This window comes from Paenibacillus sp. J31P316 (assembly GCF_056269105.1).
The window spans coordinates 693907-710883 of sequence record NZ_JBWDNI010000003.1 but is presented as its reverse complement, the minus strand read 5'-3'; the positions used below and the strand labels follow the sequence as shown (position 1 = coordinate 710883).

At 55.0% G+C, this 16977-nt stretch carries 7 protein-coding genes; all 7 read right to left on the bottom strand.

Going from position 1 to position 16977, the window contains the following annotated elements; all coding sequences use genetic code 11:
- Window positions 1–65 precede the first annotated feature (65 nt).
- The 7 genes from AC0YNU_RS14115 to AC0YNU_RS14085 all read right to left on the bottom strand — a co-directional run bounded on the left by AC0YNU_RS14115 (window position 66) and on the right by AC0YNU_RS14085 (window position 16809).
- Window positions 66–3032 (bottom strand): chitobiase/beta-hexosaminidase C-terminal domain-containing protein, encoded by a 2967-nt coding sequence (locus AC0YNU_RS14115; RefSeq protein ID WP_475757466.1) that lies wholly within the window; start codon window positions 3030–3032, stop codon window positions 66–68.
- A gap of 159 nt (window positions 3033–3191) precedes the next feature.
- Window positions 3192–8918: an S-layer homology domain-containing protein gene (locus tag AC0YNU_RS14110; RefSeq protein WP_475757464.1), complete on the bottom strand. Its 5727-nt coding sequence runs from the start codon at window positions 8916–8918 to the stop codon at window positions 3192–3194.
- A gap of 229 nt (window positions 8919–9147) precedes the next feature.
- A complete protein-coding gene (locus AC0YNU_RS14105; RefSeq protein ID WP_475757462.1) occupies window positions 9148–11133 on the bottom strand; it encodes a type 2 periplasmic-binding domain-containing protein in 1986 nt (661 codons plus the stop codon).
- Between the two features lie 298 nt (window positions 11134–11431).
- Complete coding sequence (locus tag AC0YNU_RS14100; protein WP_475757459.1) at window positions 11432–12334, bottom strand: carbohydrate ABC transporter permease; 903 nt, start codon at window positions 12332–12334, stop codon at window positions 11432–11434.
- Window positions 12335–12343: 9 nt separating this feature from the next.
- Window positions 12344–13297: an ABC transporter permease gene (locus AC0YNU_RS14095; protein ID WP_475757457.1), complete on the bottom strand. Its 954-nt coding sequence runs from the start codon at window positions 13295–13297 to the stop codon at window positions 12344–12346.
- 165 nt (window positions 13298–13462) lie between these two features.
- The gene (locus AC0YNU_RS14090) at window positions 13463–15199 is read right to left on the bottom strand and encodes a sensor histidine kinase (protein ID WP_475757455.1); all 1737 of its coding nucleotides are present in this window, start codon (window positions 15197–15199) and stop codon (window positions 13463–13465) included.
- Complete coding sequence (locus AC0YNU_RS14085) at window positions 15196–16809, bottom strand: response regulator transcription factor (protein WP_475757453.1); 1614 nt, start codon at window positions 16807–16809, stop codon at window positions 15196–15198. Before AC0YNU_RS14085 ends, AC0YNU_RS14090 begins: the two co-directional genes overlap by 4 nt.
- Between the last annotated feature and the right edge of the window lie 168 nt (window positions 16810–16977).

Here is a 16977-nt window from a genome sequence, read left to right as displayed (position 1 = left end):
TGCTGCAATCCGGAATTGAACGAACAGCCAGCCGCATGCGCGGCTGGCTGTTCGCAGATGATGGCTTATGTCGTAATGAGTATTCTGTCGGCCACGACCCACGTGAAGGAAGAACTGGCATTCTTCGTTCCCGTTACGCGAATCTTGATGGTATGGCTGCCGCTGGTTAATGTCGGGCTGGTATAAATCAGCGTATTCTTCAGCAGCGTCGCATTATAGAGATCCACCGTCGTCTCGGCTCCGCCGTCGATGGAAATCGCCGCGATGCCCGATGAATTGTACTTCTGCGCATAGATCGCGATCTTAGTCCCCGCGAAATCGACTTGATAATAATCATTGGCATTGCCGGAATAGTGCTCGTCGTCCAGGTAAGCGCCGGTGCTCGCGCCCGACCCCCATGTTCCGGCGAACTCGAACTGGTTCAGTCCCGTACCCGTAACGAAATCATTGACCGTCTTCGTTATCGTATAGGCAACCGAAGTGACGGCCGAATCCGTCATACCGGATTTCACCGCGATCGCCTTCACGTTCGCGGAGGACGCTACGCTGACCGCTCCCGTATATAAGGCGGAAGCCGAAGTCGGCGTACTGCCGTCCGTCGTGTACCGAATGGCCGCGCCCGAGGTGGCCGTCGACATCGTCACGGATTGCGTGCCGTCGTACGTGCCTGCCGCCAGGCTCAGCGTCGGCGCGGCTGCCGTTGCGGCAGTTCCGGCCGTCACTACGATGCGATCCGCAACGAGCCAGTAGCTCGACGAGCTGGCGTTCTTCGTTCCGGTTACGCGGAGTTTTACCGTGTGCGTGCCGCTAGTCAGCGTCGGACTCGCGTAGATCAGCGTGTTCTTGAGCATCGAGGCGTTATAGAGATCCACGTTCGTTTCCGCCCCGCCGTCAACGGAAATGGCAGCGATGCCGGACGACGTGTATTTCTGACCGTACACCTCGACCTTCGTGCCCGTAAAATCGAACTGATAATAATCGTTGGTCGTGCCCGAGTAGTGCTCGTCATCCTGATAAGCCCCTGTGCTTGCCCCTGATGCCCAGCCTGTTCCGGCATACTCGAACTGGTTCTGCCCCGTGCCGGTAACCGTATCGTTGACGGTTGCCGTGCCCGTCACCGGCGCGACATAGCCCGGAACCCAATCCGTTCCGCCGTATTCGTATGCCCCGATATCCGGCGCGGATCCGATATAGCCGTCGGTTACGCCGGAGATGACCGCTCCCGCGTCTTTGGCCGGGGACGCCGAAGCAAGGCGATACTGCAGCCCGCCTGTTCCGCTGCCGACAAACAGCGGATTCGTCGTCTGGAAGAGCGATGTCGTAGACGGGTTGTAGTTAATGACGTCGTCGCGGAAAATATTATTCTTCATATTATCCAATGCATCATTCTGATAGGTGACGTAGGAAGCGTACCCCGACGTCGCAAAGGTGTTGTTGAAGATCTTCTGCACGTCGGCGGCAGAAGTATGCTGAACGTAGTAATCCGCAACGACGTTGTTCCACAGTACGTTATGATCGGACTGCGACAAGCCTGAGCCTTGGTCGAAATAAATGCCGACTTGAATGCCTTCGCCCGTCGACAACGCCGAGGAATCATGGATCCAGTTGTGATGGATGCGCAAGCCGTCCGTGACATAGTCTCTGGACGAGTAGATCGCCCCCATGTCCATATTGAGCATCCCGAAGTTGTACATGTCGTTGTAGCCGACATTGACATTCTTGCTGTTCATGAAGTCGATGCTCGAGCGGCCCGTGCGATAGATCGTATTGTTCGTGACGGTCTGGCCGTCGGTGCCGTCCACGGGCATGACCGCGCTTGCGTACGTCCCTTCGTAATCGATATCGTGGATGAGGTTGTTGTTCGCCGTCGCGCTCGCGCCGAGAGCTACGCCTACGCTGGAGCTATAGGCGATTTCGCTATTCTGGATGATGCTGTTCGCGCCCATCAATCGAATGCCCGTGCCGACGCCCGTCACGACTTGGCCGGTATGCGTATACGTCAGGTCCGAATCCGTGATCGTCACGCCATGATTGATATACTTGGCGTTCAGCCCGTCAAGGGTTATGTTCGTGCTGCTCGCGTTCGTCGTAATCGAAGCCGCGAACAATTTCATGTTCCGAATCGTAATGTACGATTTGCCGCTCAGGTCAAACGCGTAGTTCCGTTTCTTCACTTCCACGTTCGTCGGACTGCCTCCGCCCGGCGCCCACAGGTAGAGCTGCGTGCCGTCGTAGAAAAATTCCTTCGCCACGTCAAGCGCGCCTAGACGCCCCGTCAAGTAATAAAACTTCCGAAGGCGGTCATCTCCGCCGATGATGCCGCCGGACAAGGTCAGCTGGGTTCCCGTTTGGGCCGTAATCGTGCGCGTCTGCGAGATGAACCAGCCGTTCACCCACATCGTTCCGCCGACCCAGCCGCCGCTGATGCTCGGAATGCCCGCGTCGTTCACCGTCTGGGCGCCCGTCGTTGACCAACTGCCGATCGTGCCGTCGCGGAAATCGCCGCGATTGAACAGATTGTTCGAGTCCGGCAGGTTCGGCCAGCGCGCTTCGATCATCATTAGACCGTTCACGAACACTTGGTTCGCGAGCAGCGTCGTGTTGTTGGTCATGTTGGCGTTGTAGCCGTTCGTCATCGAGATGGTTTTCTTATAAATATTGCCGCTGTGCACCGTCCAGCCGCCATCCGCGGTATCCGCGCCGCTGACCGTTACGTCGGCGCCCGCATCCGGTTCATAGACGATCGGGTTACCCGACGATCCGGAATTGGCAGGCGTTATCGTTTCGCGATACGTGCCGGTGCGTATTCTCACCGTATCCCCCGCAGCCGCGACCGTCGATGCCTTCTGGATCGTCGCGAACGGCTGCGAGGAAGAACCCGGGTTGCCGTCCGAAGCGCCGGTTCCGCCTACATAGTAGACGGCGCCGGCCGCCGCTGCCGGTTGAATCGGCGAAATAATAGGGATGCTGACCGCAGCCGCCATTACGAATAAGACCATCTTGCGCATGCTGCTCTTCATGGAAACGTTCATGCTTCATCCTCCTCCAAACGATCTCGATCTGGCCAAACGAACTCGTCATCCACCCCCTTTGATCCTTTAAGGATTATAAAGACGGGAAGGCGGCGGACTTTCGTAAACGGCCGCCGCCCTCCCGGTAAAACAGTTGGCTGCTTCTTGACTGCTTCTTCGTTACTTCTTGGCAATGGCCAGCAGCTTATCGATTACTGCTGCCGCTTGCGCTCTCGTTACATCGGCTTTCGGACCGAAGGAGCCGTCCGTAAAGCCTTGAATCAGCTGCAGTCCCGCAGCGGTTCGAACCGCGTTCAATGCCCAAGTGCCAATAGCATCTTCATCCGTGAACGATCCACCTGCTGCGGGCTCAGGGCTTTTATTGCCGGATGCATAGCGATAAGCATTGACGATGATTTGCGCCATTTGCTCGCGCGTAATGACCGCGTTCGGTTCGAAAGTCGCGGCAGTCGTTCCCGTGATAATGCCTGAAGCGCTTGCCGCATATACGCTGTCCTTATACCAAACGGAGTCAGCCACGTCATTAAATGCGCTCTTGTTCGCCGAAGCCGGCAGCTGCAAGGCACGCGCGATCATGGAGACGAATTGCGCGCGGGTTACGGTCGCATTCGGATCGAACACTTTACTGCTTACGCCCTCGATAATTTGTTTGGCCGCGAGTCGCTCGATGGCCGCCTGCGCCCAGTGGCCTTGAATGTCGCCGAACGTCTTGCTCGACTCGAGTACCGCGTAGCGGGAGAAGTGCGGCAGTTGAACGCCGAATTCATCGTCATTGACGAGCGTGCCGCCGACATATTCCCATCGTGCCGTCGTCTCGTCGTAGGCGTAAACCCCTGCCTTTTCTTTATCCTTGATCTTGGCGCTGTCTACGGCGAAGCGGACTTCTACCGTGCCGCCGAATGATTGAATGGTCTCTTGGCCGACCGTCAAGCCGAAATCATAAACGTCGGACACCGGGTTCATCCCGTCTAATTCCGCTTGGCTGCGCGCGATCGACCAGCTAAGCTTGACGACATCCGTAGGTTTAGCGTGTATGGCGCCAGGGTCGAACTGCAGCTGCACGCCATTGCTTCGGATGACAATCGCCTTGCCGAGCTCGGCAGCCTTCGCGATGACCTCGCCGGAGAGCACGAGCTCAACATGGTCCACCGTTTCCGTCGTCGAAGCGTCGATGATCAGCTGTTTATCCGTGCCTCTCAACTGCTCGAGCAGATAGCCGGCGTTGGTCGTCACCGTGAGCGACGCCGTGCCGTCTGCGCTTCTATCGATCGACTTCTGAGATTGCGTCGGCATTGGTGCAGTCGGTCCCGTCGGACCTGTTGGGCCTGTCGGACCCGTTGGATCTGTCGGGTCCGTCGGATCCGTCGAATCATTGGCGATGCTGATGTAGTCCAAATTAATAAGGCCGGTGTCTCCTGCGTCCTTCGCGATCGCAATCGTGTTCTCGCCTGCGGCCAGCGCCAGCTTCACGGTTCTGCTGCCCCATGTATCCCAGCTGCCGGTACCGGAGAAATGAACCTGTCTGACCTTCGTTCCGTTGACGTAGAGCGACATCGTTCTGTCATCGTCGCCGTCCGCATAGCGCACCGTCACGTCCTTGCTGCCCGCGGAGGCGGCATTCACCGTAAACGCCAGGGATGCCGCTTCGTTTCCGGTGCCGTCCACGAAGCCATCGCCGGAGTAATCGATGTGATCGTTGTTCGCCTTCGCGCCGCCCGTCAGCACGGCAGACTCGGCTTCGTATTTCGTGCCTACCGCATGCACATGGTCGGCATCGTACGGAATGCTGATATGATCGAGATTCACGGCAGCCGTATCGCCGGCGTCGATCTGATACGTAATGGTATTCTCGCCGGCTTCCAGCACCAGCTGCTCGGTGCGATAGCCCCAGCCATCCCAGCTGCCGGTGCCGATCAATCGCGTTTGCTTCACTTTCACGCCGTTCAAATATAAGCTGAGCGAACGAATATCGGAATCCCCGTTGGCATACCGAAGCGTGACGTCCTTCGTGACTTTGGCAAGGGTGTTCACGGTAAAGGTCGCCCCGGAGCCTTGGCTGCCGAGACCGCCCAAGAAGCCCGTTCCCGTAAAGCCGGCATGGTCGGTGTTCAGCGCCGCCCCGCCCGCAAGCGTGGCGTCTTCCGCTTCATAGACCACGCCCGGGTCCGGCTCTGATTCCACTGTCGGATCCGGATCCGTCGGCTCTCCAGGATCTACTGGACCGCCGGCCGCAGGCAGCGTAGACGGCGTCGGCACGTCGATCGCGCCGCTGGTCGTTACCACGATGCGGTCCGCCGTTGCGAAGTTGCCTTCCGAAGCGTCGTTCTTCGAGTCGGTGATGCTTACTTTCACCGTGTGACTGCCATCCGGCAGTCCAGGGCTCGTGTACAGCAAGGTATTCGCGGCTTGGGTATCACTGTACAAGTCGACCAGCGTATTCGGACCGCCGTCGATGGAAACGGCTATAATGCCGAACGAGGCGTTCTTCTCGCCGTACACCTTCACCTGCGTGCCCGTGAATCGGACTTGATAGCTGTCGCCGGCAATATTGCTGTAATGGTCGGTCGATTGATAAGCCGCTTCGTTCGATGTCCCGGCTCCCCAGCCCGTACCCGCGAATGTATACTGGAGCTCTTCCGTCCCAACCTCGGCATCGTCCACGGTCACCGTTGCTGCCGGCGGCAGCTCCGTTGCCGTTACGACGACACGGTCGGCCGTATGGAAGTTTCCGCCCGAGCTGCTACTCTTCAGCTCCGTGATTCTGACCTTCAGCGTATGTCCGCCAAGCGGCAGCGCATGACTCGTATAGAGCAGCGTATTCACTTTGCGTTCGGCGCTGTAGAGATCGACCAGAACCTCCGGCCCGCCGTCGATGGAGACGGCCACGATGCCGAACCCGTTATTTTTCTCGCCATACAGCTGAATTTGCGTGCCCGTGAAAGGCACTTGGTAATAATCGCCTGCTTTGTTGTCGTAATGATCGGTTTCCATATACGCTTGCCCGTTGGCGCTTCTGCTCCATGTGCCGACGAAGTCGTATTGGCTCTCGTCCGTACCCGTGTCGTCGTCGTCGACTGTCAGCGTATCGACGAGCGAGTTGCCCAAGCGAACGACGACTTTATCGGCAGTCGTGTAATTGTTATTCGCGCTGTCGTTCTTGGTGCCGGTAATGCGCACTTTCACCGTATGGCTGCCCTGAGTCAGTCCGCCCGCGGTAAATAACAGCGTATCCGGAATCTTGTCGGCGCTGTAGAGATCGACGATCGTCTCGTCTCCGCCGTCCACGGAAATGCCGACGATGCCGAAAGAAGCGTTCTTCTCGCCGTATACCTCGATGCCCGTTCCGTTAAATTTCACTTGGTAATAATCATCTGCTTTGTTATTGTAATGATCCGTATGAGAGTAGGCCGTTTCGCTCGCGCTGGCATTCCAGCCGCCCACGAACTCGTATTGCAAATTGTCCGTTCCGGTCTCGGCATCGTCGATCGTTGCGACGCCTGTCGTAACGACGACCCGATCGGCCGTGGAATAAGTATTGTCCGATAGCGAATTATGCGTACCGGTCAATCTGACTTTGACCGCATGGCTGCCGTTCGGCAGCACGAGACTTGCATAGAGCAGCGCATTCGCTTTTCTCGTCGGATTGTACAAGTCCACGAGCTGTTCCGGCCCGCCGTCCACCGATACCCCGACGATGCCGAAGGATGCATTCTTCTCGCCGTATACCTTCACTTGCGTGCCGGTGAATTTCACCTGATAGTAATCATCCGTTTTGTTGTTATAGTGATCGGTTTCCATGTAAGCATCCGGATTGGCGCTGGCATTCCAAGTGCCGGAGAACTCGTACTGAAGCTCGCCCGTACCCGTCTCGTCATCGTCGACCGTTACCGTTCCGATTGCGGATTGGCCGCCGGACGGCACGGGCGTCGGTTCGAGCGGCAATTCCGCTGCATAGTAAGTCGGCACGTAGCCTTCCGCCGAATAACCAGGAACCCACTCCTCGCCGCCAAGCTCGTAAGCCCCGATATCCGGCGCGGCGCCTAGATACCCGTCCGTTACGCCTTCGACGACAGCCCCTTTATCGACGGCCGGGGATTCCGGCTTCAGCCGATATTTCAAGCCGCCATGGCCCTCGTTCACGAATTCCGGATCCGTCTTCTGTTTGATGGCATGGGTCGCATTATCCGCAGACAGAATCGAATCCCGATGAATATTGTTCACGTTATTGTCGATCGGCGGATTCTGATAGGTCAGATAGGAAGCGTATTGCATGGAACCGAACGTATTATTGTACGTATCAAATATTTTCATCGGATTGACTTCTTCATGCTGATTGTAATAGTCCACCATGTTATTCCACATGACGTTGTGGTCGACCAGCGCCGGGCCGGACCCTTGGTCGAGGTAAACGCCGACTTGGATGCCTTCCCCGTCGGTCGGCGCCTTGCTGTCATGGATCCAGTTGTGGTGGATATGCGTGCCCGTCAGATCGGAGTGTCTGGATGAATAGATGCCGCCCATGTCGATATTGGACAAGCCGTATTCGTACAGATCGTTATAAGCAATGAGGACATTGCGGTTATTGTACATGTCGATGCTCGATCGGCCCGTGCGGTAGATCGTATTGTGCGTGATCGATTGGTTGTCCGTATACGGCTTAGGCACGATACCGCTTGAATAAGTGCCATCGTAGGCAATGTCATGGACCAGGTTGTTCGTCGCGCTGTTGCCCGCGCCCAGCACGATACCCGATCCGGAGCCGTACGCGACGACGCTGTTTCGGATGCTGCTTCCCGGCCCGATCAGCCGAATGCCCGTCTCGTCCGAGTGAGAGTAGGTCAAATCCGGACCCGGCAGCGTCACGCTGTGATTAATATATTGGGCTTGCAGCCCGTCAATGGCGATGTTCGCGCTGCTCTCGTTCGTCACGAGGGATGCCGCTTGCACGTGGATGTCGTTAATCGCGATATTGGAACGATCGTTCAAATTAAACGCATAGTTCCGCTTCTTCACTTCGACGTTCTTCGGGCTTCCGCCATCCGGTGCCCACAGATAGAGCTTCGTTCCGTCATAGAACCACTCTTTCGCGCTGTCGAGCGCGCCCAGCTTGCCGGTCAGGTAATAATACTCCCGGAACGCGCTGTCCACGTTGCGCGACAGCGTAAGCTGCGTTCCGCTCTGGGCCGTAATTTGCGCGGTCGAAGGAATGAACCATCCCGTCGTCCACAATTGACCGCCGGCCCAGCCTCCCTCGATATCCGGAATGCCAGCATCGTTAAGCGTCATGCCGCTCGGACTCGCGGCAGCCCAAGTGCCGTTGTCCGCCGGCCTCCAATCGGCGCGGTTCAGCAGGTCGTCCGAATTCGATACGTTCGGCCAGCGCGCTTCGATCATCATCTTGCCATCGACGAACAATTGGTTGGCCATCAGCGTATCATTCGATGTCATATGATCATTGTAGCCGTTGACCGGAAGCGCGACGGTGGTCTCATAAATGCTGCCTTGGTACACCGACCAGCTATCGTCGGAGACGACATCGGCTCCGCTGATGGTGACATCGGCATCGCCATCCGGCTGATACACGATCGGATGGCCATCTGTCCCGGAATTGGCCGGAGTGACGGTTTCGCGGTACGTTCCGCTCCGGATGAACACCGTATCGCCTGCCGCCGCAACGCTCGCTGCTTTCTGAATGGTAGCGAAGGGCGCCGAATCCGTGCCCGGATTCGTATCCGACGCGTTGTCTCCGCCGACATAGTATCCGAGTTCGGCGGCTTCCGCCTTCTGCACAGGTGCCAGGTTCGGCCAGATTATCGTCAATGCGAGCAGCGTGGAGCCTGCGGCTCTCAGCAGCCTCGGTCGATTCCATTGTTGCCATGCGAACATAAGTAAACCTCCTAATTAATTGTAATCGCTTACAGCAATCCGCGTTTTTTTAGTGCCCGACGCACAAAAAAGGCAATATTTTTCCCTGGCCCCCCTATGCGCGTAAATGCAATAGGGAACCAGGGAATGTAGGTCTAAGAGGCTCTGCTTTATAGGGCTCTGCTTTATGAGGCTAAAAGTCATGCGTGAAGCAGTTGCGTTATCAGGCATTGCATGGCAAGCTTAGACGTTACGGCAGCAGGCCTTCGTTGCCTTTAAGGAAGTAATCGTTGACTTCCTTCAGCGTTTGTTCCGTCGCGCCGTTCTTCGTTGCGATATCGCTGAACGTTTTCCACAAATCCTCGAATTGCGCGTCGTCCTTCGCCGCCATCGTTTTCGTCAGCGCTTTCTCGAAGGCGTCCCGGCCTTTCCAGAACTTATCGATGCTCGGTACGGGACCGTTGAAATTCCAGATGGCCGGATCGACCTTCACGGTCGTCGTGATCGTCGACGTCGTATTGTTCGGCAGGTTGCCCGGGTTGAAGAAGTTCAATCCATCGGCCGGAGACAGCACTCGATCGTACGCATAGCCAGGCGTTACGGTAGAACCGCCCCACATGTAAGTCGGATACGGCGGCCATTGTTTGGACGAAGAACTGAGTCTGTTGTTATGCAGGTTGTACTTGTTGTTGGCTCCGTTGTCTTTGTTGTACACCATGGCATCTTCAAGCTCTTTATCCTTGAATACGCGCTTGCCGTCCGTCTCGTCGAACAAGCCTGCGCTCTTCGGTCCCCACGTGTACATCTTCTCGCCGACTTCGGAGATCATGTAATCGAGGTAATGGACGATTTGCGGCAGATCTTCTTCCTTTACTTTGTCTTTGAAGATCAGGATGCTTTGGTTATTGCCGACAGGTCCGGCAGGGGAGATGAATTGATCCGTGTTGGCCGGCGAATCCAGGAACACCTTTCTGTATCTGAATTTCTTGCCGGCTGCTTTCATGACGCTCTCGTCCGGGGTATCGAACAGATAAGCGACTGCGTATTGACCGTTATTGAGCTTCTCCGTGTGCGTCGCTTGGTTCTCGAGCAAGGATTTCGGATCCATGATTTTTTCGCGAACCAGCTTGTTGAACTCCAGCATCGTTTGCTTGAACCAGTCCTGCTGGAACATGAACTCGATCTGTTTCGCCTGCTTGTCATAATACGTGAAGTAGTTGTTGTTGGCAGGAAGACGGTTCAAGTACGTTTGAAGCATCGTCAAGGTGCTCCAGTTGTCGCCGCCGCCGAAAGCATAGGTCGTTTCGACGGGCTTGCCGTTCTCCTTGATATCTTCTTTCTTAATCAGGCCCTGCATGTCGTGGAGGAACTTGTAGAAGTCCTCTTTGGTTTTGAGCGGCACGTCGTATATCTCTTCTTTGGTGAATTTACCGCCGTTCTTCACGTACAGCGCATCGATTTCATCCTGCGTTTTCGCCGTCGGGTAGAGCTTCTTCAGCAAATCGTCACGCACCCAGATCGAGCCCGATCCATCCGGCGCGCTTTGGGAATTCGGGCTGACGAACGAAGGATCCAGGATCTTCAGCGTGTTGTCCGGGTCGCCGAGCTCCAGCGGGAATGCATACGTTTTGCCATCCAGATGCTCCGCCGTAATCGTATCTTGTACTTTAGGAAGCTTATCCGCCGGCATTCTCTTCGCCAGGTTCGGCGCGTATTTCGCGATGACGTCCGTCAGATCGTAGACTTTGCCTGCTTTGATCAATTCCGTTAAATTCGTGACGGAGGAGTTCATGATGATATCCGGCCAGTCGTTCGCCGCGTTCAGCATGCCCATCTTCACGTTCAAATCCTGGCCGCCGTTATCGAACGAATTCTCTTGATCGATCTCGACGCCCGTTACTCGCTTCGCTTCGGGCGTTACGACATCTTGCTCCGCCTCGTGATGCTCCGGCTCTCCCGTTCCGTGCGCATACCACATTTTCAGCTTCAGCTGCTTCCCCGTCCAATCCGGGAAATCCGAGCTGTCCTTTACTTGATCGTACATATCGTAATAAAACTTCTCCGCCGGAGCCGTATTCGCATTATTATCAGCCGCTGCCGTCGTATTCGCGGCCGTATCCTTATTCGTATCGTTCTTTGCAGGTTCATTATTATTATTCGAGCAGCCTGCCAGCATGGCCACGGACAATGCTGCAGCCAGCGACAGTCGTACGCCCGTCGTTAAATGTTTCTTCACGCCAGTATCCTCCCTTATATGGTCTAACTAGGTATGGTGCTGCTTGGTAGATATGTGCGATAATAGCTGTAGTTTCACATGCAAGAGAACATGTTCATGAGATGGGCTGGCTAGTAGGTTTGGCGACAGATTAGCCATCCTTCTCTCATCGACGTGTTCTTTTTTTTTGACCGCATGAACGATGATCCCCTTAATGACCCGTTAACCTGCTGCGCAATAATCTCGGCTCCGGCCTCACCTCCTCTACTAGCAGCCAGCCGGCAATAGACGACTGGTCAGCATTCACTGCTAAATCCGGTTATTCTTTCACCGCACCCAGCGTAATGCCTTGCACGAAGTACCTCTGAAGGAAAGGATACACGACGACGATCGGGATCGTCGTAATGATAATATTGGCTGCCCGGATCGCTGCCGGCGTCATTTGGCGCGGCGAGCTCGTTTGGCCCATCGTCCCCATCTTGATCGCTTCCTCCATCAGCTTCGTCACTCGCTCGCCTTCCCTCAAGATCTGCATCAAAATGTATTGCAGCGTATACAGATGCTTGTCGGTAATGAAATACAGCGTCGTCGTCCAGTCGTTCCAATGCCCTACCGCGCTCCACAGCGCCAGAACCGCAATGATCGGCAACGACAACGGGACATAGACCCGCAGCATGATGATAAACTCGTTGGCGCCGTCGATTCGGGCCGATTCCGCAAGGCTTGCCGGTATGCTGTACAGGTACGACCGAATGATCACCATATTGTACAGGCTGAAGGAAACCGGCAGCACGTAGACGAGGAAGCTGTTCAGCATGTGCAATTTGGAGAAGAGCAGGTACTGCGGGATGAGTCCGCCGTTGAAGTACATCGGAATCATCAGGAACAGCAGAACGACCGCTTTGCCTTTAAAGTCTTTGATCGTAAAGGCATAGGCGCACATATATTGGACGACCAGCGCGATGAACGTGCCGATGATGACGCGCAGGATCGATACGCCGGCAGCCGTAATGACATCTTTGTTCCGAAGCAATACCTCAAAATTATCGAGGGTGAAGACACGCGGCCAGAACGTAATGCCGCCGAACTGAGAATCCATCGGATCGTTAAAGGCTATCGCGAGCACGTTCACGTAAGGGAAGATCATGACGACGACCAGGATGAACAGCAGGCTGATGTTGCCGTATTTAAATACTTTGTATGCGTTCGATTCGTGACTCATCTTGTCCTCCTACCATATCGATACGCCCGATATTTTCTTGGCGATCTTGTTTGCGATAACGATGAGCAGCAGGGCGACCAGCCCTTGCGCGAACCCTACGGCCGTGGCCAAGGAATAGCTGCCTTGCTGAATGCCGGACGAGTAGATGACGGTCGCGATGACATCGAAGTTAATGAACGCGTTCTGCATCCCGTAGACGAGCTCGAAGTTGCTGGCGAACAGCGATCCGAGCGTGAACAGCAGCAGGAGAATCGTCGTTTGCTTCAGTCCGGGCAGCGTAATGAACAGATGCTGCTTGAAGCGGTTCGCCCCGTCCATCTTGGCCGCTTCATAGAGATGCGGGTCGATGGAAGTGATGGCCGCGAGGTAGACGATCGTGCCCCATCCGACCTCCTTCCACACGCTCAGCAGCAGCAGCAAGGGAAGAAACAGCCCCTGCTTGGACAGGTACATCTCGCGCTCCGTGCCCGATCCGAACACCGCGACCCGCAGATCGTTCAGCGGACCGTAGGAATCGAAGAACGAGTAGCAGAGACCGACGACGGCAATCCAGGACAAGAAGTGAGGCAAGTACGTCAGCGTTTGGACGCTTCGCTTGTAGATGCCGTTCTTCAATTCATTGATCATGAGCGCCAGAACGATCGGCGCCGGGAATCCGACGATAATGGTCAGTACGCTTAACTTCAGCGTGTTGACGACCGAGCCCCACAGGAGGGGAATTTGGAAAATCTCCTTGAAATGAGCTAATCCGACCCAATCGCTCTTCCAAAGTCCGGCGAACATGTTGTAATCCTGGAAAGCCGCCAGCAAGCCGGGCATCGGCATGTAAGCGAACACGAACGTCAGCACGATGGATGGCAGCATCAGCAGATAGCCGAACAGATTCGTCTGGATGTTCCGCCGGAACCGGGTGCTTACGGATTTCTTTATTGGCGCTTGCGCCGGTGTTGCAATCGTTTTCAATCCATTCCCTCTTCTCTCATCACTAGCTTTTCTTCGGTATGATTGCATTATAGAACGCTTTCATGAGCGGAAATAGTAAATATACGGATACGAAATAACGGAATATGGCTGTGCTGGACAAAAAAAGACCTTATGCCGATAGCGACATCGGCATAAGGCGGATGGTTAATTGGAAGCGGCGGCGACGAATATGTTGCGCTCCGCGTCGTAATGGCTGGGGACGGTAAGCATGACCTTCGTTCCCAGGCCCGGCTCGCTCTCGATCTCGAGGCCGTACCCTGCCCCGTAATAAATCTCCATTCGGTTCCGTACATTCTTCATGCCGTAGCCGGTATACTTGCTCTCCATGGCGCCTTCGAGAATCTGTTTGACCTTATCCTGGCCCATTCCGAGCCCGTTATCGACGATCTCGAACCGGATCACGTCATCCGATCTGCGGACATGAATATGAATGACGCCGCCGTTCTCCTTGCCGTGAATCCCGTGCAGGAACGCGTTTTCCACGATCGGCTGGAGAAGATTCTTCAGCACCAAATGCTGGCCGGCGTCCTCTTCGATTCGAATGTCGTATTGAAACTCGCTGCCGTACGCGAACATCTGCAGGCGGAGATATTCGCGAATCATCTCCAGCTCCTGCTCGATCGTAATGATGCTGCTTCCCTTGTTCAGCGCGATCCGATAATACTTCACCATGGAATCCACCACTTCATGCACCTTCGGATCGTTATAGATCCATCGGAACGTCGAGAGGGTATTGTACAGGAAATGCGGATTGAACCGTTCCTGCAGCAGCTGCGTCTCCAGCATCGTTTTTTCCAGCTCGTAATTCGTAATTTGGCGATAATACTCCTTGATCTTCATCGTCAGCTCGTAGAAGACCTTCCCCATCTTGCCGAACTCGTCGTCCGTTTCCTCGAACGGCACGAAGCTGTCGCTGGCGATCAGGCTTTCCACGTTCGTGTTCATTTTGCGGAAGAGCGTCTCGATTTTTTTCGTGAGAAAATAGGACACCATCTCCACCGTTACGAAGAGAATCCCGATAATCAGAATGAAAATAACGAGTACGGTAGCCAAGTATCCCTTCAGTTCCTTGAACACCAAGCTCTTGGGAACGTACATGGTCACTTCGCCGATGCCCGGCTTCAGCTGTTTGTGGATGGCATAATAGCGGTCCTCCGCCTTCTCCGCCGACATCGCTTTCCCTTTCTCTTCATCGCCCTTGATGAAGCGCTTCTCCGCTCCGGCGTCGTATACGATGAAACTTCCGGTCGGAACGCCGTAATCGAGGAAGCTTGTGATCTGCGCGATCGGAATCTGCAATTCAATGATCGCCAGAGGATCGCCGAGCGACATCATTTTCTTGTAGCCGTAGAGGTAGCTCGCTTGTTCCCCGGGCTTGGCCTCCACGGTCCGATATTTCCATAGGATCTGGGCGTCGTCGTAGTTCAGAATTTCGTCTTTCAGACTGCTGCTCGCGGACTCGCGCACTTGCTCCAAATTCTGAATGCTGCGCAGGTAATCCCCGTCGTAATTCGTATCCTCGAGCGCGTAGATCAGGAAGTTGACGCTCGGATTATCCGATTTCAATGACGTGATCACGCTTTGCAGGTAGTCGCTGAAATTCATCACCCCGACCAAATTCTGGTCCGTGCGCGTATCCAAATAATTAAAGATATAGAAGTTGTTATTGATCGCCATCAGCTTATCCATGTTCGAGGACAACAGATTGTTGATGCCGTTGACGCTGCTGGTGAGTTGAATATCGTTCTTCGTGATAATATCCTGCGCCTTGGTGCTCCAAGCTTTATGAACCATGAGCGAGCCGAGAATGATCATCGGCAGGAGAGCGAACACGAAGATGATGACGGCGATCTTGTGGCGGTAGGTAAGCTTCCCGATCATAGGACAGCCTTGCCTTTGAACTCCGCGGGCGTCATGCCGACATTCTTCTTGAAAGCAAGGCAGAAATACGACGTATTCATATAGCCGACTTCTTCGGCCACCGCCGCGACCCGGCTGTCGCGATGCTTCAGCAGCTTCTTCGCCGCTTCGATCCGCACTTCGATGACATAGTCGAATATCGTTTTGCCGACTTCCTTCTTGAACAGCGCGTTGGCATACCTGCCGCTCAAGTACACGGACTTGGAAATATCCTCGATCGTAATTTGCTCCCGATACTTCTCCTTCACGATGTGCTTGATGGTTTCGACGACCTTCGTATTCTTGTTCTCGCTCTTCTCGGACAGGCGATCGATGACGGTCATGAGCCACCGATAGATCTTCTCGCTTACGTTGGCCGGCGCATCGGGCTGGCTGAACGACTCCCACACCGCCATATCGTTCTCGGCCAGATCCCGCAGCGATTGATTCGATTCCTGCAGTATGATCCGCGTAATATGCACGACCATGAAGGCAAAGCTCTTCACATAGCCGCCATCCTGCTTGGATACGCGACGAGCCAAGTAATTGTCGACGAATTCCCTCACTTCCGAAGCCGTGCTGTAAAGCAGGAGCGTCTTCAAATCCTGATAGACGGCTTCCATATTCGGAAGCTCTTCCATCGGGCTGTACGTTCGTTCTTCGATCTCCTCGAAGGTGATGATCGGGTTGCTTCCGCTGTAAAACCGCGTATGGACCGCCTTCTGAGACTGCTGATACAGCATGGCGATATCGGCAAGCGCGCTTGATTCCTTGCTGATCCCGGTCATTGCCGCAAGCTCTGCCCTTCTGCTTATTTCCATGCTGATGGCAACGGCCGTATTCATGACGCCGTTCTCCGTCTCCGAATCGAAAATAATAGCCGCGTACTCGCTGGCGGAAAATTGAACCGGATAAACCGTTCGGCCGCTTCCGCTCAGCGAAGCTATGCTCTGTTTGACGGAGTAGGAAACTAAATAGGTATCGACGACAGTCTTGCCTGCTTCTTCAGCGTCGGCAGCTTGAAGCTGAAAAGACAGCACGCGGATGCGGTCCCGAGGCCGCGCCGCGACCTTCAGAAACGCCAGCCGGCCCACGATATCCGCTTCATCGCGGAAATTCCCGAGCAGCAGCTCCTTGAAAAACTGCTCCTGTACGAGCGGCAGCATCATCTCCAGCTGCTGCAGCATGCGTTCCTTCTCCAACGACTGCGATTGCCGGCTATCGATATCTTGGACCAGCTTCTTCACTGCCGCAACAAGCTCATCGGCAATAATCGGCTTAAGCACATAGCCGTAGATCCCCAGATCAACGGCCGACTTCGCAAACTCGAAATCGCTGTGGCAGCTGATGAATATGACCTTGATCTCCGGATAACGCCGATAGATTTCTTCGGATAATTGAACGCCGTTCATGATCGGCATGGCGATATCGGTAATGATCAGATGCGGCCTGAGTTCCTCGATCCGTTCCAGCGCTGCCGCGCCGTTCGGGAATGTTGCGACCACCTCGATGCCGAGCGATGCCCAGTCGATATGATTTCGAAGGCCGTTGCGTTCGTATTTGTTGTCGTCCACGATGAACATGCGATACATGCTAATCCCCCTCGACCATAGGCAGCTGTTTTGTATTACCATAAAAGTATATTGAAAGCGTTTTAATAGCAAGGCTTATTTGGATGCCCCTTAAACGGCCGCGGAGCGATCGGAAAAAATACCGAGGACAAGTTTCCCCGGGGAAACTTTTTGTTGCCAATGAAACAC